The sequence below is a fragment of the Halopseudomonas sp. T1L2 genome, from assembly GCF_055397385.1.
In genome coordinates this window covers 2,509,450-2,530,922 of sequence record NZ_AP040865.1, presented here as the reverse complement: position 1 = coordinate 2,530,922, position 21,473 = coordinate 2,509,450, and the positions used below count along the sequence as shown (strand labels likewise).

Sequence of the window (21,473 nt, the reverse complement as noted above, 5' to 3'; positions counted from 1 at the left end):
GTGCCAACGTCGGTGGCGGGAAAACAAGGGCGCAGTTTAACCGATGCAGGCCGATAGCCCAACTGCACGCAGGGCTATCTCAGAAGCGGCGCTGAACGGTGTAGTCAGCCAGCTGGCGCAAGCGCTCTGCTGCGGGGCCGAAGCCTGCGACTGCGCTGAGCGCCTGGTCGCGCAGCTCGGCAGCCAGACGGTGGGCACCGTCCAGCCCGAGCAGTGCCGGGTAGGTCGGCTTGTCGCGGGCCAGGTCGGCACCCTGCTGTTTGCCGAGCACGCTGGTATCGCTTTCGATGTCGAGAATGTCGTCCTGCACCTGGAAAGCCAGGCCGACGCTGTCGGCGTAGCTGCCGAGGGCAGCCAGCTGTTCGGCATTGAGCCGCTCGCTGGCCAGTGCGCCCAATTGCACGCTGGCACGAATCAGGGCGCCGGTCTTGTGCCGGTGCATGGTTTCCAGGGTGCTCTGGTCGAGCTTCTCGCCGACCGCGCCAAGATCAATCGCCTGTCCGCCGACCATGCCCTGCGGCCCGGCGGCGTGGCCCAGCAGGCTGACCATCTGCAGACGGGTATCCGGGCGGCAGTCCGGCGCGCTGGCGAGCAGTTCGAAGGCCAGCGCCTGCAAGCCGTCACCGGCGAGGATCGCGGTCGCCTCGTCGAAGGCGCGGTGGCAGGTAGGCTGGCCGCGGCGCAGGTCATCGTTGTCCATGGCCGGCAGGTCGTCGTGAATCAGCGAGTAGGCATGGATCAGCTCCACCGCTGCTGCCGCGTGATCTGCCCGGGCCAACTCGCCACCGGCAGCCTCGCAGCTGGCATAGGCCAGTAGCGGGCGCATGCGCTTGCCACCGATGACCACGCTGTAGCGCATGGCACTGTAGAGTCGATCAAGACGGGGTTGCGGGGTATGCAGCTGATTGCTCAGGAAGGCGTTGATGCGTTGCTGACACTGCTCAAGATACTGACCGAATGGGCTCATTCGCTGGCGCCGTCAAAGGGTTCTGTCTTCAGCTCTCCATTGCTTTCGATCAGTTGCTGGACCTTCTGTTCCGCCTGGGCGAGCGCCTGCTGGCATTCGCGGGTCAGGGTGACGCCTTGCTCGAAGGCACTCAATGATTCTTCCAGACTGAGGTCAGCGCTTTCCAGCCGCTCGACCAGTGCCTGCAGCGAGCCCAGTGACTGCTCGAAGTCTGCGGCGGTTTTCTTCCGGGCCATGCGTTACCTCATCCGGGATGGTTCAAACGGCTGAACATTACCCAAGGGGGCGGGGGCGGTCAATCGGCGTGTGAGTAATGGCGGAAGCGTGACGGCATTGATTCAGATCAGCAAAGGCGGCGATTTTTTGACTCTTGTGGTGTCTTTGGTGCAGCGCTTGATTACAATTTGACATCAAACTCATCATTTATCTGATCTGCCATGACCGACGAATCGAAGGTGGTTGTTGCTGCATCTTCGGCGCAGCGTGACCCGATTATCAAGGCGCTTAAGCAGGCCGGGCTTGACTGTGAGCTGATCTGTCAGCCACAGGATTGCAGTGACGCGCCATTGTGCCGCTGGCTCGCTCCCGAGCAGCTGAACGAGCGCAGCCGCGTGCGTTTTGCCCTGGAGGATGCCATCGACACCCTGGAGCAGACGCGCCATGCCTTCCGTTCGCGGCAGCTGGCGGGGTTGCGTCATCGCCTGGAAGGGCTATTGCAAAGCTTGTCAGAGGATGATCTCTAGGGTAGCGTGTTTCCTGACCAATGAGACGGCTTTGCCGGTCAGGACGCAAGGGCCTGAAAGACAAGGCGCTGTACTCCCGAGCTTTTACAGCTCGGGAGTACAGCGCCTTTTTTGTTGCCCGCGCAAAACCGAATAACAACAGTCGGCAGCCCTATGGAGCGCTGCCTTTTTACCGCCATGGACGTGATAACCGTGCTTAAACCGGTATTCGACAAACTGGGGCTTGATGCCAGCGGCCTGCAACAGCGTTTGCATTTTCTCGACTGGAGCAACGCGGATGGGGAGCGTTTACGCCGTATCGCCAGTTTCGGTGAGCAGGCCAGCCACGAATTTGTTGAGGCGCTGTACGAGCGTTTGAAGCAGTATCCTGAAACACAGGGGATTCTGCGTGGCGAGGGGCTGGTCGATCGCCTCAAGCATAGTCAGCGGGGCTATTACAGTCGCCTGTTCTGTGGCGAGATTGACCAGCGCTATCTGGAAGAGCGTGTGCGCATCGGGCACATACACGAACAGGTCGGCGTTGAACTGAAGTGGTATCTGGGTGCGTATCGGATGTACCTGAGTCGCATGCTCGGTAACTGGTTCGACGATCTCAGTGTCGAGCAGCGGTCAAGGCTGGCTGATTTCGACAGTCTGCTGAAGATTGTCTTTTTTGACATGAGCCTGGCCGCTGACGCCTACATCGATGCCGAGCATCGTGCCCTGGAAGCCAGCGAAGCCCGGTATGCCCATGCCTTGCGCGGCGCCAACGATGGCATCTGGGACTGGGATCTGCAGCAGGATCAGCTCTATGTCTCCGAGCGCTGGGCCAGCATGCTTGGCTTGACCCAGGCCAGGTCGGACAGCGCTCCATGCACTGGTTCGAGCGCGTTCACCCGGACGATCAGGCCGACTTGCAGGCTGCTATCCAGCAGCATTTGCAGGGCGGCTCGCCGTGGATTCGACATGAGTACCGCCTGCGTCGCAGTGACGGCAGCTACCTTTGGGTGCTGACCCGGGGCGTGGTTGAAGTCGACTTGTCCGGGCGCCGGCGGCTGGCCGGTTCGCAGACCGATATCAGCGAGCGCCAGCGCTTTCAGCGCGAACTGGAGCATGCCGCCCGGCATGACCCGTTGACCGGACTGATCAATCGCCACCAACTCAATATCCAGTTGCAGCGCACGGCCTCACAACTGAGCCGGCCCGGCGCGCGCCATGCGGCCTTGCTGTTCATCGATCTGGATCGTTTCAAACTGATCAATGACAGCCTCGGGCATGCCGCCGGTGATCGGGTTCTGCTGCTGGTTGCCGAGCGGCTGCGCAGCTGCCTGCGGCCCGGGGACCAACTGGCCCGTTTCGGCGGCGATGAGTTTGTCATGTTGCTGGATGATCTGGCCTGCGCCGAGGATGCAGAAACGGTCGCAACCAGGGCACTTGCCGCGTTGCGCGAACCGCTGTGTTTCGGCGAGCGTTGCCTGGTGGTCAGCGCCAGTATTGGTGTTGCGCCGCTGCTGCCCGGGCAGGGGCTGGAGGATGCCCTGCAGGCCGCCGATCTGGCGCTTTACAGTGCCAAGGAGTCGGGCAAGGCGCGCTTCGAGCGATTCGATCAGTCGATGCAGCAGCGGGCACGTCAGCGCCTCAAGCTGGAAAGCAACGTGCTGCAGGCGCTGCAGCGTGACGAGTTTACTCTGCATTACCAGCCGATTTTCGATCTGAACGCCCCAAACCAGCCGCCGGTGGCGGTCGAAGTGTTATTGCGCTGGTCCCATGACGGTGAATCGGTCTCACCTGCCGCCTTTATTCCGGTGCTCGAGGAGTCGGGGGAGATTGTCTCGGTCGGCTACTGGGTGTTGGAGCAGGCGTGCAGACAGGCTCAACGCTGGCAGCAACAAGGAGCGGGGCCATTGCATTGCTCGGTCAACCTGTCGGGTCGGCAGCTGCAGGAAGCGGACTTCGTCCAGCGCCTGCGTGAGATCCTCCAGGACACGGGTTATGCGCCCGACAGTCTGGTACTGGAAATTACCGAAAGCCTGCTGATCGATCACGATCCACGGGTGCTGGCCAGCCTGCGCGAGCTTGCCGATATGGGCGTGCGTATTGCCCTGGATGACTTCGGGACCGGCTACTGCTCGCTTGGTTACCTCAATCGTTTTCCGCTTCACATCATCAAGCTGGACCGCAGCTTTCTGCACGAGACCCACGAAAACACCCGGCAATTCACTATCTGCAGGGCGATCATCGCGCTCAGCCGCAGTCTTGGATTGGCGGTGGTTGCCGAGGGCATTGAGCACCTCAGCCAGGTTGATCTGATGCTGCAGGAAGGGTGCACCCTGGGGCAGGGTTTCAAGCTGGGCTTTCCCATGTGTGCCGATGACCTGAGAGGTCTGCTTTTTCCCTGATGTTCACCACTGCGCCGCGAGGGGTACATGAAGGTAAATTTACCGATCACCGACAGCGAGGTCTGTTTGCAGGATGGCGATAACCTGCTGACAACGACAGACCTCAAGGGTGCCGTCACCTACGCCAACGCAACATTCGAGCGCATCAGCGGCTATTCGCAAGCCGAGCTCGTGGGGCGAAACCACAACATCATCCGTCATCCGCATATGCCGCCCGAGGCATTCAAACAGCTGTGGGACTGCCTGAAGGCAGGTAAAAGCTGGATGGGGCTGGTAAAAAATCGCTGTAAAAATGGTGATTACTACTGGGTCAGTGCCTATGTGACACCGGTGCGTGAGAACGGCCGGGTGGTGGAGTATCAATCGGTTCGCACGCGTGCGTCGGATGAGCGAGTAGCCGCTGCCGAGCGCTGTTATGCCGCTTTACTGCAGGGCACGGTGCCGCGTGCGTTGCGGCGTCCGGCGCTTTCACTGTTTGCCCGATTGGCATTGGGCAGTGCCGCAATGCTCTGTGCGGCGGGTGTCATCCTGGCCTCATCTGGCGCGTCTCTGCCGGAACTGGCGCTGACCCTGTCCGGCGGCTATGCGCTGTTGTTGACCGGCCTCTGGCACCAGTTGGGGCCGCTGCGTGCGCTGACACGTCGGGCACGGGCGATCGCTGACAACCCCCTGGGTCAGCTGCTTTATACCGGGCGCCGGGACGAGCTGGGTCAGATTGCCTTTGCCTTTGACATGCAGGAGGCAGAGGCCTCTGCGCTGGTTGGGCGCATGAGCGATGCGGCGCAGCGACTGGCCCAGCAAAGCCGGGATATGGTCGGCGCGGTGAAACGCAGCAGTCAGGCCAGCAGCGAGTTGCAGGCGGAGACTGAGCAGGTTGCTGCCGCGGTCGAGCAGATGGCGGTCAGTGTTCAGGAGGTGGCACGTAACGCCCAGCAGGCGGCCGAGGATGCCAGAGGGGTAGAGCGCAGTGCCAGCGATGGTCATCGGGTAGCCAGCTCCACCAGTGAACGAATGGCCATGCTGACCGCCTCGATTACCGAATCCGGCGATCGGCTGAAGGCGCTGGCCAGCCAGAGCGAACAGATCTCGGCCGTGCTGGAGGTCATCAACGGTATTGCCGAGCAAACCAACCTGCTGGCGCTGAACGCGGCAATCGAGGCGGCGCGGGCCGGTGAGCAGGGGCGCGGGTTTGCAGTGGTCGCCGATGAGGTGCGTGCGCTGGCGGCGCGTACCCAGCAATCGACCGCCACCATTAGGCAGTCGATTGAGGGGTTGCAGCAGGGTAGTCAGGCCGCGGTCAGTGCAATGCAGGAGAGTCTGCAGCAGGTTGATCTGTGCGCCGCGGGTGTCAGTGATGCCACCGAGGCGCTGGATGGCATCGACGGGCTGGTCAGCGGTATCAGTCAGGCCAGCGCTCAGATTGCCGCGGCGGTGGAGCAGCAAAGCAGTGTCAGTGACGAAATCAGCCGCAGTTTGCAGCGTATCCGGCTAGGCAGCGTGACCAACCTGGAGGCAATGGCCGAAAACGACGAGCATGCTGCCGAGCTGATGACGCTGGTGCAGCGACTGGAAGGGCTGGCCGGCGAGTTCTGGCAGGCGCACCGCGCCCGCTCAGACATCTCCCCAGAGGTGCTGAAGCATGGTCAGCGCAACCACCGGCGCGGTCTCGGTGCGCAGCACCCGCGGGCCGAAACGGGCAGCGTGGAACCCCGCCTGCTCAGCCTGCGCGATCTCGCCAGCGCTGAGACCGCCCTCCGGGCCGATCAGCAGGGCGGCTGACTCTGGCGCCGGCAGGCTTTGCAGGTCCTGCTCGGTGCGGTGGTGCAGGACCAGCCTGACGTCGACCTGCAGCGCGGACAGCCAGTCATGCAATGCCATTGGCGGATGGATCACTGGAACGCTGCTGCGGCCGCACTGCTCGCAGGCACTGACGGCGATCTGCTGCCAATGAGCCTGGCGCTTGTCGGCGCGCTCGCCCTGCAGCTTGACTTCGCAGCGCTCGGTAAACAGCGGAGTGATTTCGCTGACGCCCAGCTCGACCGCCTTCTGAATGGCCCAGTCCATGCGCTCGCCACGGGACAACGCTTGCCCGAGGTGGGTGTGCAGCGGCGACTCGGGTGTACCGGCCACCGGTTGCTGCAGGGTTATGGTCACGTCGCGCTTGCTCACCGCGCTGACTTCGCCCGGCCATTCCTGACCGCTGCCGTTGAAGATCTGCACGGGCGCGCCGGGCGCCAGACGCAGCACCCGGCCGATATAGTGGGCAACGTCGCCGTCGAGAATGACCTCGCCTGCGGCCAGCGGGCGATCCAGATAAAAGCGGGATACGCGCATGGGATCAGTCCCGGGTGGCCAGCTGGATACCTTCCCAGGCGACACTGGCAAGGTGGTCGATCTGGTCCGGCGTGATCACATAGGGCGGCATGAAGTACACCACGCTGCCGAGCGGGCGCAGCATCGCCTGGTTCTTCAGCGCATGCTGATAGACGCGGATGCCGCGGCGCTCCTGCCAGGGGTAGGCTTCGCGGGTTGCCTTGTCCTTGACCATCTCGATGGCCAGCACCATGCCGGTCTGGCGGACTTCGGCTACGTGCGGATGGTCGACGAAGTGGGCGGTGGCCTTGGCCATGTGCGCCGACAGCGCCTTGTTGGTCTCGATCACGTTACCCTGTTCGAGCAGGTCCAGCGTCGCCAGCGCCGCAGCGCAGGCCAGCGGGTTGCCGGTATAACTGTGCGAGTGCAGGAAGGCGCGCATGCTCTCGTAGTCGTCGTAGAACGCCTGATAGATGGTGTCGTTGGTCATGCACACGGCCATTGGCAGATAGCCGCCGGTCAGCGCCTTGGACAGGCAGAGAAAGTCCGGGGCGATATCGGCCTGTTCACAGGCGAACAGGCTTCCGGTGCGGCCGAAGCCGACTGCGATTTCGTCGTGGATCAGGTGCACGCCGTAGCGGTCGCAGGCCTCGCGCAGCAGCTTGAGGTAGACCGGGTGATACATGCGCATGCCGCCGGCGCACTGGATCAGCGGCTCGACAATGACCGCGGCAATCTCTTCGTGCTGCTCGGCCAGGGTCTGTTCCATGTGCGTGAACATCTGCCGGCTGTGCTCTTCCCAGCTGACGCCTTCGGCGCGGTAGTAGCAGTCGGGTGAGGGCACGGTAATCACGTCCATCAGCAGCGGCTGATAGGTTTCCTTGTACAGCGCAACATCACCCACCGCCAACGCCGCCAGGGTTTCGCCATGGTAGCTGTTGGTGAGGGTGACGAAGCGCTTCTTCTGCGGTTTGCCGATGTTGAGCCAGTAGTGAAAGCTCATTTTCAGCGCCACTTCGATGCAGGAGGAACCGTTGTCGGCATAGAAACAGCGGGTCAGCGGATCTGGCGTCATTTTTACCAGCCGCTCGGACAGTTCGATCACCGGGGTGTGGCTGAACCCGGCGAGAATCACGTGCTCAAGCGAGTCGAGCTGATCCTTTACGCGCTGGTTGATATAAGGGTTGGCGTGACCAAAGATGTTGACCCACCACGAGCTGACGGCATCCATGTAGCGGTTGCCTTCGAAATCATGCAGCCAGATGCCTTCGCCCCGTTGAATCGGGATGACCGGCATGTGCTCGTGGTCTTTCATCTGGGTGCAGGGATGCCAGAGCACCGAAATGTCGCGTTGCATCCACTCGTTGTTCAAGCCCATGTTCACCTCGTGTTGGAATAGCCTGGTGAGCGATTGTACATGAGCAAGGGGCGAGGTGCAGGAGCGGCCGGGAGCAGACTGCCCGGCCCATCGCGGGGTGTTTGAGGTTGGCTGCAGGCGCTGCTCAGCGGGTGCCGAACACCACCATCGTCTTGCCTTTGACGTCGATCAGCCCTTGCTCTTCAAGGCTTTTGAGAACGCGCCCGACCATTTCCCGGGAGCAGCCGACGATACGGCCGATTTCCTGGCGGGTAATCTTGATCTGCATGCCGTCGGGATGAGTCATGGCATCGGGCTGTTTGCACAGCTCAAGCAGGGTGCCGGCGACCCGTCCGGTGACGTCGAGAAACGCCAGGTCACCAACCTTGCGCGTGGTTTTGCGCAGGCGCTCGGCCATCTGTCGACCGACGGCGTAGAGCAGCTCGGGGTCGCGCTGGGTCAGTTCACGGAACTTGCTGTAGCTGATTTCCGCTACTTCACATTCGGTCTTGGCGCGAACCCAGGCACTGCGGTCATGCTGGGCCGGTGACAGGTCGAACAGGCCCATTTCACCGAAGAAATCACCCTGGTTCAGGTAGGCAATAATCATTTCACGGCCATGTTCGTCTTCGATCAGGATCGTGACCGACCCTTTGACGATATAGAACAGACTGTCCGACTGGTCGCCCGCATGAATCAGCGTGCTGCGGGCGGCGAACCTCCTGCGATGGCAGTGGGCGAGAAAAGCATCCAGATTTTTTATTTTAGTAGTCAGGTTGATTGAAACCATTAAAAGCGTGTCCTGGCCGTAGTCGCGCGTACCGAAGATGCGTGGCATCCGTGTCAGCCTCAGCGTGAGACTGAAACGGATTATGTCCAGTTTTTATCCGTATGACCAGTGCGGACATATGCCGCAGGTTGCTGTGGTATTCTCCCGGCCCTGTGAGCGATTTTCCTGCGGGAGTCTGTGATGAAAGCAACGATCAAGTGGGTTGACGGGGTCATGTTTCTGGGTGAGTCCGGCAGCGGCCACACGGTGGTAATGGACGGTCCGCCGGAGGCGGGTGGGCGCAATATGGGTATCCGCCCGATGGAGACCGTGCTGGTAGGGCTGGGCGGTTGCGCCAGCTTCGATGTGGTCAGCATTCTCAAAAAGGCCCGTCAGGATATTCGGGATGTGCACACCGAACTGGCGGCCGAACGCGCTGATGTCGAGCCCAAGGTATTTACCAAGATTCACCTGCACTTCGTTGTGACCGGCAAGAACCTGAAGGAAGCGCACGTCAAACGCGCGGTTGAGCTGTCTGCCGAGAAGTACTGTTCGGCGTCGATCCTGATGGGCCGCGCCGGTGTGGAAGTGACCCATGATTACGAGATCGTCGAAATCGACTGATTTTTCTGCAGCGGGCGCAGCATTCTGCGCGCCCGCACTTGCGGTTCGTGGCGCCTGCGGTCACTCCGTTGGCTAGCCCGGCCCTTTCATGCAAGCGTCCGTGAGTTACCATCGGGCTCCCCAATAACAACAATCAGGGAGTAGTCATGCGTACATTCATGTTGGCAGGCAAGCTGCTGATGCTGGTCTTCTGGCTGACCGTTATCCTCAGTCTGTTCAATCTGGTTCCGGTACCCAACCCACAGCGCCTGCAGATGATCGCGTTGATCGTGCTGGGTGTGCACGTGCTGGAGTGCCTGTTGATGTTCGGCAAGCTGAGGAAGGTTGGCTCTTTGGGCCGGCAGTTGTTGCAGGTCATGCTGTTCGGGGTGCTGCATTTGCGTCACCCCGACACCGTCCGGTCGATCAATCAGGCCTTGTAGGTCGCCTTGGTCATGACCTTGGAGAGCAGCACCATGGCTTGCTTGATCGGCTCCGGGAATACCGCGCCGCCGGCATCCAGCGCCTGCTGGCCATGTTCGATCTCGTCTTCGCGCATCTGTTCCAGGATGGCGCGCGACTTGATGTCTTCCTCCGGCAGCTGGGTCAGGTGATCGTCAAGGTGACGCTCGACCAGCTGTTCGGTGGCGGCAACAAAGCCCAGGCTGATGCGGTCACTGATCAGCCCGGCGGTTGCACCAATCCCGAATGACATCCCGTAAAACAGCGGATTGAAGATGCTGGTGCGGCTGCCCAGCTCCTTCAGGCGTTGTTCGCACCAGGCCAGGTGGTCTATCTCCTCAGCCGCGGCGTGCTCCATCTTCGAGCGGACTTCGGGTAGCTTGGCGGTCAGCGCCTGGCCCTGATACAGCGCCTGCGCGCATACCTCTCCGGTGTGGTTGATGCGCATCAGGCCGGCGATATGCTGGCGCTCGTGATCGTCCATTGGCACGTTAGCCAGATGCTGCGCCGGCGAGGGACGCTGGGCCTGTGCTGCGCCAGGAATCAGCGTACGCAGTGACTGGTCTGCCTGATTCAGCAGGCGGTCGAGAAAACTGTAGTGTCGCGTGCTCATGATGGCGTCTCCTGCCCTGCAACGCCTAGCCCGGAGGCCAGGTCATCTGGCGCTTGCCAAGGACATGCAGGTGAATGTGGTAAACGGTCTGGCCGCCCTGTTCGTTGCAGTTGAACACAGTGCGGTAACCTGCCTCGTAACCCAGCTCCTTTGCCAGTTTCTGCGCGGTGTAGACCATATGGCCAACGACGGCGCGATCCTCTTCGGTGACGTCGTCCAGCGTGGCGATATGCTTCTTCGGGATCACCAGAAAGTGCACTGGGGCTTGCGGGTTGATATCGTGAAAGGCGAAGACCTGATCATCTTCGTATATCTTCTTGGACGGAATCTTGCCGTCGATGATCTTGCAGAACAGACAATCCACGCTGCGCTCCTTGGTTGGCTGAGGGTCGCGGCCGGTGACCGCGTTGGTGGCAGTGTAACGCAGGCAAACGGATTGGCACTATCGGGAAGTGCGTGGCAGGACTGCGGCGCAGCAGAGGAGGCGTTGATTGAAAAACGATATTCATGACCTGGGGTTGGTGCTGGACTCGCGCGTTCGCCTGATCGTCATCGAGTCCTGGCAGGAGCCGCGGGTACTCGAGACCATCGGCTCGCTGGCTGTTCAACGTGCGCAGACCTGGTACACCTGGAATCATCTGGACGGTTTGAGTCGGCTTGGCTTCGGGGCAGAACCTGATCCCGAACGCGACACTCGCGATGCCGGGGTTGCCCTGGATGTGGTGAGGGAGGCCGGCGAGAATGCACTTTATGTCTTCTGCGACCTGCATCCATTCATGGACTCGCCACGCATCGTGCGTCAGCTGAAGACGCTGGCAATGAACCGGGGGGCGACCGGCCCGACGCTGATTCTTGTCAGCCATGCGGTCAATCTGCCACCGGAGCTGAGGCGTCTTGCCGCGCGTCTGCAGTTGAGCATGCCATCGGAAGAGGAGCTGACCGCCATTGTGCGCGAGGAGGCGATGCGCTGGAGCGAGGCCAATCGGGGGCAGCGGGTGCGTACCGATAATCGCACGTTGCAGCAGGTGGTGCGTAACCTGCGCGGCACCACCCATGAGGAGGCGCGGCGGCTGGCCCGTAACCTGATCATCGACGATGGAGCGATCGACCAGAGCGACCTGCCGAACCTGAACAAGGCCAAGTTCGAGTTGCTGGGCATGGATGGCGTGCTGAGTTACGAGCAGGAAACCGCGCGTTTTGGTGAAGTGGGTGGTTTGCAGAAGCTCAAGGCCTGGCTGGCCGACCGTCACGCAGCCTTCAGCAAGGCGGGGCCGGTTAAGGATATGCCCCGCGGTGTATTGCTGGTGGGGGTGCAGGGGGCGGGCAAGAGCCTCGCGGCCAAGGCGATCGCTGGGCTGTGGGGGCTGCCGCTGCTGCGTCTGGACATGGCGGGGCTCTACAACAAGTACATTGGCGAGACCGAAAAGAACCTGCGTGATGCCCTACAGCTGGCCGACGCGTTGGAGCCCTGTGTGCTCTGGATCGACGAAATCGAGAAGGGCGTTGCGGCGGATCAGAGCGACAGCGGCGTCTCGCGTCGGATGCTGGGCAGCCTGCTGACCTGGATGGCCGAGCGGCAGTCTAGGGTATTTCTGGTCGCGACAGCGAATGATGTCGCGCAATTGCCCCCTGAGTTGATCCGCAAGGGGCGCGTGGATGAGCTGTTCTTTGTCGACTTGCCGGGTGAGTCGGTACGGGCGGAGATCTTCGGCATTCATCTGGCAAAGCGCGAGTTTGATCCGGGGCAGTTCGACCTGCAGCAGTTGGCTCAGGCCAGTGACGGATTCTCCGGTGCGGAGATTGAACAGGCGGTGGTCTCGGCGGTCTATGCCTGCGCAGCCAGCGGCGAGCCGCTTGGCGGGCGCGACATCCTTGCCGCGATTGCCCGCACCTCACCGCTGTCTGTCGTGATGGCCGAGAAGCTGCAGGCCCTGCGCGCCTGGGCGCAAGGCCGAGCGGTGAAAGCGGACTAGAAGGGTTTGACTACCACCAGAATGACGATGCCTACCAGTGCCAGTACCGGTGCTTCGTTGAACCAGCGGTAGTAGACATGCGAGCGGATATTGGCGTTGTTCGCAAAGCGGGTGCGAATGCGTCCGCATAGGTGATGGTAGATCACTAGCAGTGCGACCAGCGCCAGTTTGGCATGCATCCAGCCTTGGCTGAGCCAGCCGGGGTTGAGATAGAGCATCCAGCCGCCGAGCAGCAGGGTGACGATCATTGAGGGGTTCATGATCCCGCGCAGCAGCTTGCGCTCCATGGTCTTGAAGCGCTCGCGGCTGATCTCGTCTTCGGCCTGGGCGTGATAGACGAACAGGCGAGGCAGGTAAAAGAGGCCGGCGAACCAGGTAATCACGGCCATGATGTGGAAGGCTTTTATCCAGAGGTACACACGAGTCTCCTGTGTCTGGCTGCTGCGCGGGGGCGGCGCTGGTAATTTCTGCCAGCGCTTTTATCATAGGGGACCGCTTTGCGGCCTCTGAGCGCAGGCTTGCCGCAGAGTATCAACAATTCACATGCAATTCAGGACGGAATGATGATCAAAGTAGGCATTGTAGGCGGAACCGGCTACACCGGTGTTGAGTTGCTGCGGCTGCTGGCCCAGCACCCCGAAGCGCATGTCGAGGTCATCACGTCCCGATCAGAGGAAGGCCTCTGTGTTGCCGATATGTATCCCAATTTGCGCGGTCACTATGACTACCTGCGCTTTTCCGTGCCGGATGTCGCCACACTGGGCGCCTGCGATGTAGTGTTCTTTGCTACTCCGCACGGCGTCGCGCACGCGCTGGCCGGCGAGCTGCTGGCTACCGGCGTCAAGGTGATCGACCTGTCGGCAGACTTCCGCCTGCGCGACGCCGACGAGTGGGCGCAGTGGTATCACCAGCCGCACGGCGCTCCCGATTTGTTGCCTGAGGCCGTCTACGGCCTGCCCGAGGTCAATCGTGAGGCGATTCGCGGTGCGCGGCTCATCGCCGTGCCCGGGTGTTATCCGACCGCCACGCAGCTTGGTCTGATTCCCCTGCTGGAGACGGGGCTGGCCGATCCGGCAACGTTGATCGCAGACTGCAAGTCGGGTGTCAGCGGCGCGGGACGTGGCGCGAGCGTCGGCTCCCTGTTATGCGAAGCGGGCGAGAGCATGAAGGCCTACGCGGTTGCGGGTCATCGCCACCTGCCGGAAATTCGCCAGGGGCTGCAACAGGCTGCCGGCGGGCCTGTCGGTCTGACCTTTGTGCCGCACCTGACGCCGATGATTCGCGGCATTCATGCCACCCTGTATGCACGAGTCGCAGATACCAGGGTGGATCTGCAGGCGTTGTTCGAGCAGCGTTATGCCGACGAGCCCTTTGTTGACGTCATGCCTGCAGGCAGTCACCCGGAGACGCGCAGCGTGCGTGGTGCCAACGTTTGTCGCATCGCGGTGCACCGTCCGCAGGGCGGGGATCTGGTCGTGGTGTTGTCCGTGATTGATAACCTGACCAAGGGTGCTTCCGGTCAGGCCGTGCAGAACATGAACATTCTGTTTGGTCTGGACGAGCGCGCCGGGCTGCAGCAGCCCGCGCTGCTGCCCTGATGTTCGGTTCACGGCGCCCCGGCTCTCACTCTTTTCGGGAGCATCATGTGACGCTGCAGCCGCGCGAAAGCCGGATGCAGCGGCGCTGGCGGCGCGCAGTGGTCATCTTGTTGCTGATCTCTGTTCCGATCAGTGCATGGCAGGGCTGGGAGGCCGCGATGCGGCACCAGCAGCCGCTCGAACTGGAGCGCCTTGCCCTGGTTGAGAGTCAGGCGCAACTCACCAGGGAACTGGAGGAGGCCCGTCAACGTTATCACCAGCTGGAAGTCGATTTGCTGGTGGCGCGTGACGCTGTTGCTGAGGGGCAGCAGATTATTCACGAGCTTGAGGCTCAGCTGTTCAAACAGCAGCAAAGTCTGGCCCAGTACCAGGGCGTGCTGGCGCCAAGTGCGATGGCGCCGGGGCTGCGAATCCAGGCTTTTGAGTTGCAGGCCACAGACTCTCCGGCGGCTTTCCGCTATAAAGTCATGGTCAGCAGGGTGGGGGACGAGAGCGATACGCTGGAGGCCAGTCTGGCAGTCAGTGTCAAAGGGCTGCTCAATGGCAAGACCGATGAGCTGTCTCTGGCAGACCTGTCCCCGTCATTGGGAGATGATCAACTGGCACTGAATTTCCGCTACTTTCAGGTCGTGCCCGCTCGCAGTGAGCAGGCCCTGCTTACCCTTCCGGACGGCTTTGAGCCCCAGCAGGTCAAGCTCGTCGCAACCCGTAACGGAGACACCCTGGTTGAGCAGGTTTTCGATTGGACGGTTACAGGAGCAGAGCACTGATGTGGGGATCCGACAAGCGCAAAAAGGCTGATATCGGCCAGTTTAGTGGCAAGACGACCATCATTGCCCAGCAGGCCCAGATACGTGGCGATATGCGATTTGATGGCGCCTTGCAGATTGATGGTCGGGTTGTCGGCAGTATCGAGGCTGAAGAGGGGCTGGTGCGCATCAGTGAGCACGGCTACGTCGAAGGTGTTATCAAGGCGCCTCATGTGGTCATCAACGGCCAGGTCGTTGGCGATGTGCACGCACTCGAGCACCTGGAGCTGGATGCCAAGGCGCGGATTAGTGGTGATCTTTATTACCGCTATATGGAGATGGTTATGGGGGCGCAGATCAGCGGTCAGCTTAATTATCTCGATGACAGTGCCCAGTCAGCCCAGCTCGACGCGGTCCTGCAGCTCGAATCGGAGAATAGTTGACCAAAAACCTCGGGAAAAAGGATAATGCTCGCCCTGTTGTGCTGCGGCCAAGGTCGCTGGAGGTTGTATGTCTGCTGAAGTCTTTGTCCCTTCACCGCTTATTTTCAGTGATAACGCGGTCAGTAAGGTGCGTTCGCTGATTGAGGAGGAGGGGAACGACAGTTTGAGTCTGCGCGTCTTCGTGACAGGCGGCGGTTGTTCTGGGTTTCAGTACGGCTTTACCTTTGATGACGAATTGGCCGAGGACGATACCGTTGTCGAGCGCGACGGTGTGCGTCTTGTTGTTGATCCGATGAGCTTCCAGTATCTGGTCGGGTCCGAGGTGGATTACCAGGAAGGCCTTGAGGGCTCGCGCTTCGTGATCAACAACCCTAACGCCAGCACGACCTGCGGCTGCGGCTCTTCCTTCTCGATCTGATTCAGGCGGGGTACAGCGCACCTAAAATGCGCTCACCGCCTGCTCCTGTCACGCTCGGCAGATTGCCGCTGAGGCGCTGATCAAAACGCCACGCCAGCCAGGCGAATGCGATCGCTTCCATCCAGTCCGGGCTGACTCCCAGCTCCTCTGTAGACTGAACCGCCTGTGTCGGCAACAAATGCTGCAGCAGTGCCATCAGGTGGCGATTGCGCGCTCCACCGCCACACACAAACAGCTCTTTGGTGTCACTTGCCGCGAGCTCGACGCTGTGAGCGATGGTTGTGGCCGTGAGCATCGCAAGGGTGGCCTGTACGTCTGCGGCCGGTATATCGGGGCTGTGCTTGAGGTGTGCTGCCAGCCAGGCCTCGTGGAAGTACTCGCGCCCCGTGCTTTTCGGGCCGCTGCGCGCGAAGTAGGGGTCTGCGAGCATGCGATTCAGCAAGGCCTGATGGGGGTGCCCCTGTCGCGCCCAGTCGCCGTTGGCGTCGTAAGGCAGCCCAGTATGGCGCTGAGTCCAGTTGTCCATAAGGGCATTTCCCGGGCCTGAATCAAAGCCTGCAACAGGCTGCCCCGGCCGGAGGACTGTCAGGTTGGCAAACCCGCCGATATTCACCAGGGTGCGGGTTTGTGTTGGACAGCTCAGCAGCCATTGGTGAAATGCCGGTACCAGTGGCGCCCCCTGGCCACCGGCGGCGAGGTCGCGACTGCGAAAGTCGGCTATGACGTCGATACCGGTTAGCTCCGCGAGCAACGACGGTGAGCCGATCTGCAAGCTGAAACCCTGTTCCGGATGATGGCGGACTGTCTGGCCGTGGCTGCCGATAGCGCGCACCTGCTCGGGGGCTGTCTGGCTTTGAGTCAGTAATTGCTGTACACCCTGGGCTGCCAGTCTGGCCCAGGCGTTACCCGCGACGCCGGACAAATAGATTTCGTCCCCTCCCGGGCTGCACAGATCCAGCAATTGCTGGCGCAGATCGGCAGGCATCGGTACGCAAAGGGCGTCCAGGCACTCGGCCCGGCGTTCATCGTTGAATCGGCAGAGGGTGATGTCGATACCATCCAGGCTGGTGCCTGACATGATACCGACATACAAGGGGGACATTACTGATCCAGCGCGGCGAGCTGGGTAGCGCGCGACTGGTCCATCGACGCCATCAGCTGCTGGCTGGTGGCGAGGAAGGCGGTGCGCTCACTGCTGGGGATTGGGTCGGAGGCCGGAAGCTGCACGCTAAGCGGGTCAACGTGACGGCCATCAACGCGGAATTCGTAGTGCAGGTGCGGCCCGGTGGCCAGGCCAGTCATGCCTACGTAGCCGATGATCTGCCCCTGGGTGACGTGCGTGCCCGCAGTAACACCCCGTGCGAAGCGGCTCATGTGTCCATACAGTGTCTGGTACTTGCGCCCGTGCTGGATAACGACGGCGTTGCCGTAACCGCCCTTGCGGCCGGCGGAAACAACCCGGCCGTCGCCTGTCGCCTTGATGGGCGTGCCGGTGGCAGCAGCATAATCGACGCCTTTGTGGGCGCGAATGCGATTGAGCACCGGGTGCAGGCGACCGGGATTGAAGCGGGAGCTGATTCGGGCAAAGTCAACCGGGGTCCGGATGAAAGCCTTGCGCATGCTGGTGCCGTCAGCCCGGTAGTAGCTCGCATAGCCATTGCGATCCGTGTAGCGCACCGCGGTGTAGGTCTTGCCGCGGTTGGTAAAGCGGGCGGCCAGAATGTTTCCCGAGCCTACGGTTTTATCATCGACGTGCTTTTCCTCAAACAGTACTTCGAAGCGATCGCCTTGGCGGATGTCGCGCGCGAAGTCGACGTCATAGCCGAAGATGTTGGCCATCTGCATTGTCAGGTTGTGATTGAGCCCGGCGTGCTGAGCGGCGAGAAACAGAGAGCTGTCGATGGTGGCTTGAACGTAGCGTTCGCGGATTTCAGGCTCGATAACCTGCTTGCTGAACTGGTAGCCGTCTGCCGTTCGATCAATGCGGATGGTTTCCAGGTCGTTCAGTTTGGAGCGCATCGCGGTCAACTGACCTTCCGCGTCGGTCTGATACTCCAGCACCTGGCCCACATTCAGGCGAGTGAAGCGGCGTGCGTCCTGACTGCTGTTGATGACAGCATGCAGAGTGCTGACACCCAGGTTTGCCTGATCAAACAAGGTGGACAGGGTGTCGCCGTTGGCAACGGTAATTTGTTGCCAGGTAGGGCCGACCTCTGCAGCTGCAGTGTCAACCGCAACAAGGGGCTCGTCGTTCGCTGTGGCGGTTGCCTGCCGTGCGATATCCATCGGCTTGGGGATTGTGACTGCTTCGCTGACCAGTGCGTCCAGTTGTTCAGGAGACTGGGAAAGCGATTGGTCGGCGTTGGATTCGGGGGCCGGCAACTCGAGCTGGACTAATGTCTTCTTGGCTTCGACGTCGGCGGTAGGGACTACGAGCAGGATGATGCTCAGCGCTGCTGCGATACCGCTGGCTGCCACGAGGTGGCTTTTGGGGTATCGCGGTGACTTTTTATCTTGAGATCCCATAAGCGCTCTTGTGTAGAAGTATTCTAGATAAAGTGGACTAACTTGCTAAATTATAATTGAAAAGCTGCTGTGGCAAGCTTTTGCCTTTCCCGCCTGTCAGATTTATACCGCCAAATTATGTCCGTTTCGTAATGCCTGCTGTCCGCAAGGTGCGCCTGCGCTGCTTGTAATTGATAGGCAATGTTGTATGGTTTGTCCCCCTGAAAACACCACCCACTGACACTCACAGGAAAACTGCAGCTATGAAGCCGGTTGACGAGCAGTTGGCGCTGATCAAGCGCGGCGCCGATGAAATTCTGGTTGAGGGCGAGTTGCGCGCCAAGCTGGAGCGCGGTAAGCCACTGCGAATCAAGGCGGGTTTTGATCCGACCGCGCCTGACCTTCACCTCGGTCACACCGTGCTTATCAACAAGCTGCGACAGTTTCAGGACCTTGGTCATCAGGTTTTGTTTCTCATTGGTGACTTCACCGGCATGATCGGCGATCCGACCGGCAAGAACGTCACGCGCCAACCGCTGACTCGTGAACAGGTGGCTGCCAACGCCGAGACCTATAAAGAGCAGGTTTTCAAGATTCTGGATCCTGCCAAGACGGTGGTCATGTTCAATTCGACCTGGATGGACAAGATGACCTCCGCTGACATGATTCAGTTGGCGGGCAAGTATACCGTCGCTCGGATGCTGGAGCGCGATGACTTCGACAAGCGTTACAAGGGTGGTCAGTCGATCGCAATCCATGAGTTCCTGTATCCATTGGTGCAGGGCTACGACTCTGTTGCAATGGAGGCGGATGTCGAGCTGGGTGGTACCGACCAGAAGTTTAATCTGCTGATGGGGCGTGAGCTGCAACGGCAGTATGGGCAGGAGCCTCAGGTCATTCTCACCATGCCGATTCTGGAGGGCTTGGATGGCGTGAAGAAGATGTCCAAGTCGCTGAATAACTATATAGGCATCAGCGACGCGCCTGGTGAGATGTACAACAAGCTGGTTTCAATGCCGGACAGTATTATGTGGCGCTACTTTGAGCTGCTCAGCTTCCGCAGTATGGCGGAGATTGATCAGTTCAAATCGGACGTCGCTGCTGGTGCCAATCCGCGCGACATCAAGATCAAGCTTGCCGAAGAGTTGGTTGCTCGATTTCATGGGGAAGAGGCCGCGGCCAATGCTCACCGCTCAGCAGGCAATCGTCTGAAGGATGGCGAGCTGCCGGCAGATATTCCAGAAGTGGTTATTGAGGCGGAGGCTGACCTGCCGATTTCCGCAGTTATCAATCGGGCCGGTATGGCGAAGAATGCTGCTGCTGCGCGTGATTTGCTTTCTGCCGGCTCGGTGAAGGTTAATGGCGAAGTGGTCGACCACTCCTGTGTGCTTGCGCTGGGTGAAGAGTACGTGTGTCAGGCCGGTAAAAAACGGTTTGCCAAAATTCTTCTGAAAAAGGCTTGACGGAAAATCTGACGGGCCTATAATTCGCCTCCTCGTCGGGCAGGATGCTTCGCTTAAAGCGCTTATTAATCAATAGGTTAGCTTGAAAATGAGGCTTGACAGTCCGGCGAGATGGCGTAGAATGATCCGCCTCGAAAGGGTTGTTCGAAAGACGCCAGTTCGAGAGAGATGAGAAGTTCTCATCAGGTTGTTTGGAAGGTGTTGACAGCGGGGTTTGATCCTGTAGAATGCGCCTCCCTGGTCCGGAAAGCGAAAGTACTTCCAGGTCGCTCAGGCAGGTTTTGAAGCGGTTAAAAACTTCAAATAAAAGCTTGACAGAACATAAGGTTAGCGTAGAATTCGCGGCCTTGGTTAGGCGGAAACGCTGGCCGAATCGCTCTTTAACAATTTGAATCAAGTAATTCGTGTGGGTGCTTGCTGAATGTGCTCGATGATCAGAAAGATTGTCAGCCTAGCAAGTAACTCTGTGAATTCATGAGTTTTTTGTAAAGCTGAGCCAAGTTTAGGGTTTTCTCAAAACCCAATCAGTATTTAACTGAAGAGTTTGATCATGGCTCAGATTGAACGCTGGCGGCAGGCCTAACACATGCAAGTCGAGCGGATGAAGGGAGCTTGCTCCCGGATTTAGCGGCGGACGGGTGAGTAATGCCTAGGAATCTGCCTGGTAGTGGGGGACAACGACTCGAAAGGGTCGCTAATACCGCATACGTCCTACGGGAGAAAGTGGGGGATCTTCGGACCTCACGCTATCAGATGAGCCTAGGTCGGATTAGCTAGTAGGTGAGGTAATGGCTCACCTAGGCAACGATCCGTAACTGGTCTGAGAGGATGATCAGTCACACTGGAACTGAGACACGGTCCAGACTCCTACGGGAGGCAGCAGTGGGGAATATTGGACAATGGGCGAAAGCCTGATCCAGCCATGCCGCGTGTGTGAAGAAGGTCTTCGGATTGTAAAGCACTTTAAGTTGGGAGGAAGGGTTGTAGTCTAATACGCTGCAATCTTGACGTTACCAACAGAATAAGCACCGGCTAACTCTGTGCCAGCAGCCGCGGTAATACAGAGGGTGCAAGCGTTAATCGGAATTACTGGGCGTAAAGCGCGCGTAGGCGGCTTGATAAGATGGGTGTGAAATCCCCGGGCTTAACCTGGGAACTGCATCCATAACTGTCTGGCTAGAGTACAGTAGAGGGTGGTGGAATTTCCTGTGTAGCGGTGAAATGCGTAGATATAGGAAGGAACACCAGTGGCGAAGGCGACCACCTGGACTGATACTGACGCTGAGGTGCGAAAGCGTGGGGAGCAAACAGGATTAGATACCCTGGTAGTCCACGCCGTAAACGATGTCTACTAGCCGTTGGAATCCTTGAGATTTTAGTGGCGCAGCTAACGCACTAAGTAGACCGCCTGGGGAGTACGGTCGCAAGATTAAAACTCAAATGAATTGACGGGGGCCCGCACAAGCGGTGGAGCATGTGGTTTAATTCGAAGCAACGCGAAGAACCTTACCTGGCCTTGACATGCAGAGAACTTTCCAGAGATGGATTGGTGCCTTCGGGAACTCTGACACAGGTGCTGCATGGCTGTCGTCAGCTCGTGTCGTGAGATGTTGGGTTAAGTCCCGTAACGAGCGCAACCCTTGTCCTTAGTTACCAGCACGTTATGGTGGGCACTCTAAGGAGACTGCCGGTGACAAACCGGAGGAAGGTGGGGATGACGTCAAGTCATCATGGCCCTTACGGCCAGGGCTACACACGTGCTACAATGGTCGGTACAGAGGGTTGCCAAGCCGCGAGGTGGAGCTAATCCCATAAAACCGATCGTAGTCCGGATTGGAGTCTGCAACTCGACTCCATGAAGTCGGAATCGCTAGTAATCGTGGATCAGAATGCCACGGTGAATACGTTCCCGGGCCTTGTACACACCGCCCGTCACACCATGGGAGTGGGTTGCACCAGAAGTAGCTAGTCTAACCTTCGGGAGGACGGTTACCACGGTGTGATTCATGACTGGGGTGAAGTCGTAACAAGGTAGCCGTAGGGGAACCTGCGGCTGGATCACCTCCTTAATCGAAAGATCTCGGCTGTTCCTCAAGCACTCACACGAATTACTTGATTC

Annotated in this window: 21 protein-coding genes, 1 rRNA gene and 1 pseudogene; 13 read left to right on the top strand and 10 right to left on the bottom strand. The window is 59.8% G+C overall.

Annotated features, from left to right (window positions below; genetic code table 11):
• Positions 1-79: 79 nt before the first annotated feature.
• Both ACZ5WQ_RS11925 and ACZ5WQ_RS11920 read right to left on the bottom strand, forming a co-directional pair.
• Entirely contained in the window at positions 80-967 is an 888-nt protein-coding gene (locus ACZ5WQ_RS11925; protein WP_233048466.1) for a polyprenyl synthetase family protein, read from the bottom strand.
• Positions 964-1,203 (bottom strand): exodeoxyribonuclease VII small subunit, encoded by a 240-nt coding sequence (locus ACZ5WQ_RS11920; protein WP_233048465.1) that lies wholly within the window; start codon positions 1,201-1,203, stop codon positions 964-966. The genes ACZ5WQ_RS11925 and ACZ5WQ_RS11920 overlap by 4 nt, the downstream gene beginning before the upstream one ends.
• Before the next feature lie 201 nt (positions 1,204-1,404).
• Between ACZ5WQ_RS11920 and ACZ5WQ_RS11915 the strand changes: the two genes are divergently transcribed.
• The 4 genes and pseudogenes from ACZ5WQ_RS11915 to ACZ5WQ_RS11900 form a co-directional block, all read left to right on the top strand.
• Positions 1,405-1,710, top strand: coding sequence for a hypothetical protein (locus ACZ5WQ_RS11915; RefSeq protein ID WP_233048464.1), 306 nt, complete (start codon positions 1,405-1,407; stop codon positions 1,708-1,710).
• Positions 1,711-1,863: 153 nt separating this feature from the next.
• Positions 1,864-2,703, top strand: coding sequence for a protoglobin domain-containing protein (locus tag ACZ5WQ_RS11910; RefSeq protein WP_464382381.1), 840 nt, complete (start codon positions 1,864-1,866; stop codon positions 2,701-2,703).
• Complete coding sequence (locus ACZ5WQ_RS11905; RefSeq protein WP_464383650.1) at positions 2,604-4,088, top strand: putative bifunctional diguanylate cyclase/phosphodiesterase; 1,485 nt, start codon at positions 2,604-2,606, stop codon at positions 4,086-4,088. Before ACZ5WQ_RS11910 ends, ACZ5WQ_RS11905 begins: the two co-directional genes overlap by 100 nt.
• A gap of 27 nt (positions 4,089-4,115) precedes the next feature.
• Positions 4,116-5,513: pseudogene (locus tag ACZ5WQ_RS11900) on the top strand (methyl-accepting chemotaxis protein); the annotation flags it as partial.
• Positions 5,514-5,699: 186 nt separating this feature from the next.
• Here the strand turns inward: ACZ5WQ_RS11900 and ACZ5WQ_RS11895 are convergent.
• The 3 genes from ACZ5WQ_RS11895 to crp form a co-directional block, all read right to left on the bottom strand.
• On the bottom strand, positions 5,700-6,422 hold the full coding sequence (locus ACZ5WQ_RS11895; protein ID WP_228246440.1) for a 16S rRNA (uracil(1498)-N(3))-methyltransferase: 723 nt from the start codon (positions 6,420-6,422) through the stop codon (positions 5,700-5,702).
• Between the two features lie 4 nt (positions 6,423-6,426).
• Positions 6,427-7,779, bottom strand: coding sequence for an adenosylmethionine--8-amino-7-oxononanoate transaminase (locus ACZ5WQ_RS11890; RefSeq protein WP_233048462.1), 1,353 nt, complete (start codon positions 7,777-7,779; stop codon positions 6,427-6,429).
• Between the two features lie 124 nt (positions 7,780-7,903).
• On the bottom strand, positions 7,904-8,548 hold the full coding sequence (gene crp, locus ACZ5WQ_RS11885; protein ID WP_088277477.1) for a cAMP-activated global transcriptional regulator CRP: 645 nt from the start codon (positions 8,546-8,548) through the stop codon (positions 7,904-7,906).
• A 180-nt stretch (positions 8,549-8,728) separates the two neighbouring features.
• Between crp and ACZ5WQ_RS11880 the strand changes: the two genes are divergently transcribed.
• Both ACZ5WQ_RS11880 and ACZ5WQ_RS11875 read left to right on the top strand, forming a co-directional pair.
• Positions 8,729-9,151, top strand: coding sequence for an OsmC family protein (locus ACZ5WQ_RS11880; protein ID WP_083728081.1), 423 nt, complete (start codon positions 8,729-8,731; stop codon positions 9,149-9,151).
• 146 nt (positions 9,152-9,297) lie between these two features.
• Complete coding sequence (locus tag ACZ5WQ_RS11875; RefSeq protein ID WP_088277479.1) at positions 9,298-9,573, top strand: DUF1145 domain-containing protein; 276 nt, start codon at positions 9,298-9,300, stop codon at positions 9,571-9,573.
• Here ACZ5WQ_RS11875 and coq7 read toward each other — a convergent pair.
• On the bottom strand, positions 9,561-10,208 hold the full coding sequence (gene coq7 / locus ACZ5WQ_RS11870) for a 2-polyprenyl-3-methyl-6-methoxy-1,4-benzoquinone monooxygenase (RefSeq protein ID WP_464383649.1): 648 nt from the start codon (positions 10,206-10,208) through the stop codon (positions 9,561-9,563). The genes ACZ5WQ_RS11875 and coq7 overlap by 13 nt on opposite strands.
• 22 nt (positions 10,209-10,230) lie before the next feature.
• On the bottom strand, positions 10,231-10,569 hold the full coding sequence (locus ACZ5WQ_RS11865; RefSeq protein ID WP_464382380.1) for a histidine triad nucleotide-binding protein: 339 nt from the start codon (positions 10,567-10,569) through the stop codon (positions 10,231-10,233).
• Positions 10,570-10,696: 127 nt separating this feature from the next.
• Here ACZ5WQ_RS11865 and ACZ5WQ_RS11860 point away from each other — a divergent pair, with 127 nt between their 5' ends.
• Complete coding sequence (locus ACZ5WQ_RS11860) at positions 10,697-12,178, top strand: AAA family ATPase (protein ID WP_464382379.1); 1,482 nt, start codon at positions 10,697-10,699, stop codon at positions 12,176-12,178.
• Here the strand turns inward: ACZ5WQ_RS11860 and hemJ are convergent.
• Positions 12,175-12,567, bottom strand: coding sequence for a protoporphyrinogen oxidase HemJ (hemJ, locus tag ACZ5WQ_RS11855; protein WP_269688678.1), 393 nt, complete (start codon positions 12,565-12,567; stop codon positions 12,175-12,177). The genes ACZ5WQ_RS11860 and hemJ overlap by 4 nt on opposite strands.
• 174 nt (positions 12,568-12,741) lie before the next feature.
• Between hemJ and argC the strand changes: the two genes are divergently transcribed.
• The 4 genes from argC to erpA all read left to right on the top strand — a co-directional run bounded on the left by argC (position 12,742) and on the right by erpA (position 15,386).
• Positions 12,742-13,776, top strand: a complete 1,035-nt coding sequence (argC, locus tag ACZ5WQ_RS11850; protein ID WP_269688520.1) for an N-acetyl-gamma-glutamyl-phosphate reductase — start codon at positions 12,742-12,744, stop codon at positions 13,774-13,776.
• A gap of 47 nt (positions 13,777-13,823) precedes the next feature.
• Entirely contained in the window at positions 13,824-14,546 is a 723-nt protein-coding gene (locus ACZ5WQ_RS11845; RefSeq protein ID WP_285677676.1) for a DUF6776 family protein, read from the top strand.
• Positions 14,546-14,968: a bactofilin family protein gene (locus tag ACZ5WQ_RS11840; protein ID WP_228246448.1), complete on the top strand. Its 423-nt coding sequence runs from the start codon at positions 14,546-14,548 to the stop codon at positions 14,966-14,968. Before ACZ5WQ_RS11845 ends, ACZ5WQ_RS11840 begins: the two co-directional genes overlap by 1 nt.
• A gap of 67 nt (positions 14,969-15,035) precedes the next feature.
• Complete coding sequence (erpA, locus tag ACZ5WQ_RS11835) at positions 15,036-15,386, top strand: iron-sulfur cluster insertion protein ErpA (RefSeq protein ID WP_228246449.1); 351 nt, start codon at positions 15,036-15,038, stop codon at positions 15,384-15,386.
• Position 15,387: 1 nt separating this feature from the next.
• Here erpA and ACZ5WQ_RS11830 read toward each other — a convergent pair whose 3' ends face one another.
• On the bottom strand, positions 15,388-16,488 hold the full coding sequence (locus ACZ5WQ_RS11830) for an anhydro-N-acetylmuramic acid kinase (RefSeq protein ID WP_464382378.1): 1,101 nt from the start codon (positions 16,486-16,488) through the stop codon (positions 15,388-15,390).
• Positions 16,488-17,912 (bottom strand): peptidoglycan DD-metalloendopeptidase family protein, encoded by a 1,425-nt coding sequence (locus ACZ5WQ_RS11825; protein WP_228246451.1) that lies wholly within the window; start codon positions 17,910-17,912, stop codon positions 16,488-16,490. Before ACZ5WQ_RS11825 ends, ACZ5WQ_RS11830 begins: the two co-directional genes overlap by 1 nt.
• Before the next feature lie 242 nt (positions 17,913-18,154).
• Here ACZ5WQ_RS11825 and tyrS point away from each other — a divergent pair, with 242 nt between their 5' ends.
• Both tyrS and ACZ5WQ_RS11815 read left to right on the top strand, forming a co-directional pair.
• A complete protein-coding gene (gene tyrS, locus ACZ5WQ_RS11820; protein ID WP_233049904.1) occupies positions 18,155-19,354 on the top strand; it encodes a tyrosine--tRNA ligase in 1,200 nt (399 codons plus the stop codon).
• A gap of 532 nt (positions 19,355-19,886) precedes the next feature.
• A 16S ribosomal RNA gene (locus ACZ5WQ_RS11815) occupies positions 19,887-21,423 on the top strand.
• The last annotated feature ends 50 nt before the right edge of the window (positions 21,424-21,473 follow it).

Coding starts and splice junctions, on each gene's coding strand:
- ACZ5WQ_RS11925 (WP_233048466.1), bottom strand. CDS start 967: ATGAGCCCATTCGGTCAGTATCTTGAGCAGTGTCAGCAACGCATCAAC.
- ACZ5WQ_RS11920 (WP_233048465.1), bottom strand. CDS start 1,203: ATGGCCCGGAAGAAAACCGCCGCAGACTTCGAGCAGTCACTGGGCTCG.
- ACZ5WQ_RS11915 (WP_233048464.1), top strand. CDS start 1,405: ATGACCGACGAATCGAAGGTGGTTGTTGCTGCATCTTCGGCGCAGCGT.
- ACZ5WQ_RS11910 (WP_464382381.1), top strand. CDS start 1,864: ATGGAGCGCTGCCTTTTTACCGCCATGGACGTGATAACCGTGCTTAAA.
- ACZ5WQ_RS11895 (WP_228246440.1), bottom strand. CDS start 6,422: ATGCGCGTATCCCGCTTTTATCTGGATCGCCCGCTGGCCGCAGGCGAG.
- ACZ5WQ_RS11890 (WP_233048462.1), bottom strand. CDS start 7,779: ATGGGCTTGAACAACGAGTGGATGCAACGCGACATTTCGGTGCTCTGG.
- crp (WP_088277477.1), bottom strand. CDS start 8,548: ATGGTTTCAATCAACCTGACTACTAAAATAAAAAATCTGGATGCTTTT.
- ACZ5WQ_RS11880 (WP_083728081.1), top strand. CDS start 8,729: ATGAAAGCAACGATCAAGTGGGTTGACGGGGTCATGTTTCTGGGTGAG.
- ACZ5WQ_RS11875 (WP_088277479.1), top strand. CDS start 9,298: ATGCGTACATTCATGTTGGCAGGCAAGCTGCTGATGCTGGTCTTCTGG.
- hemJ (WP_269688678.1), bottom strand. CDS start 12,567: ATGGCCGTGATTACCTGGTTCGCCGGCCTCTTTTACCTGCCTCGCCTG.
- argC (WP_269688520.1), top strand. CDS start 12,742: ATGATCAAAGTAGGCATTGTAGGCGGAACCGGCTACACCGGTGTTGAG.
- ACZ5WQ_RS11840 (WP_228246448.1), top strand. CDS start 14,546: ATGTGGGGATCCGACAAGCGCAAAAAGGCTGATATCGGCCAGTTTAGT.
- erpA (WP_228246449.1), top strand. CDS start 15,036: ATGTCTGCTGAAGTCTTTGTCCCTTCACCGCTTATTTTCAGTGATAAC.
- ACZ5WQ_RS11830 (WP_464382378.1), bottom strand. CDS start 16,488: ATGTCCCCCTTGTATGTCGGTATCATGTCAGGCACCAGCCTGGATGGT.
- ACZ5WQ_RS11825 (WP_228246451.1), bottom strand. CDS start 17,912: ATGGGATCTCAAGATAAAAAGTCACCGCGATACCCCAAAAGCCACCTC.
- tyrS (WP_233049904.1), top strand. CDS start 18,155: ATGAAGCCGGTTGACGAGCAGTTGGCGCTGATCAAGCGCGGCGCCGAT.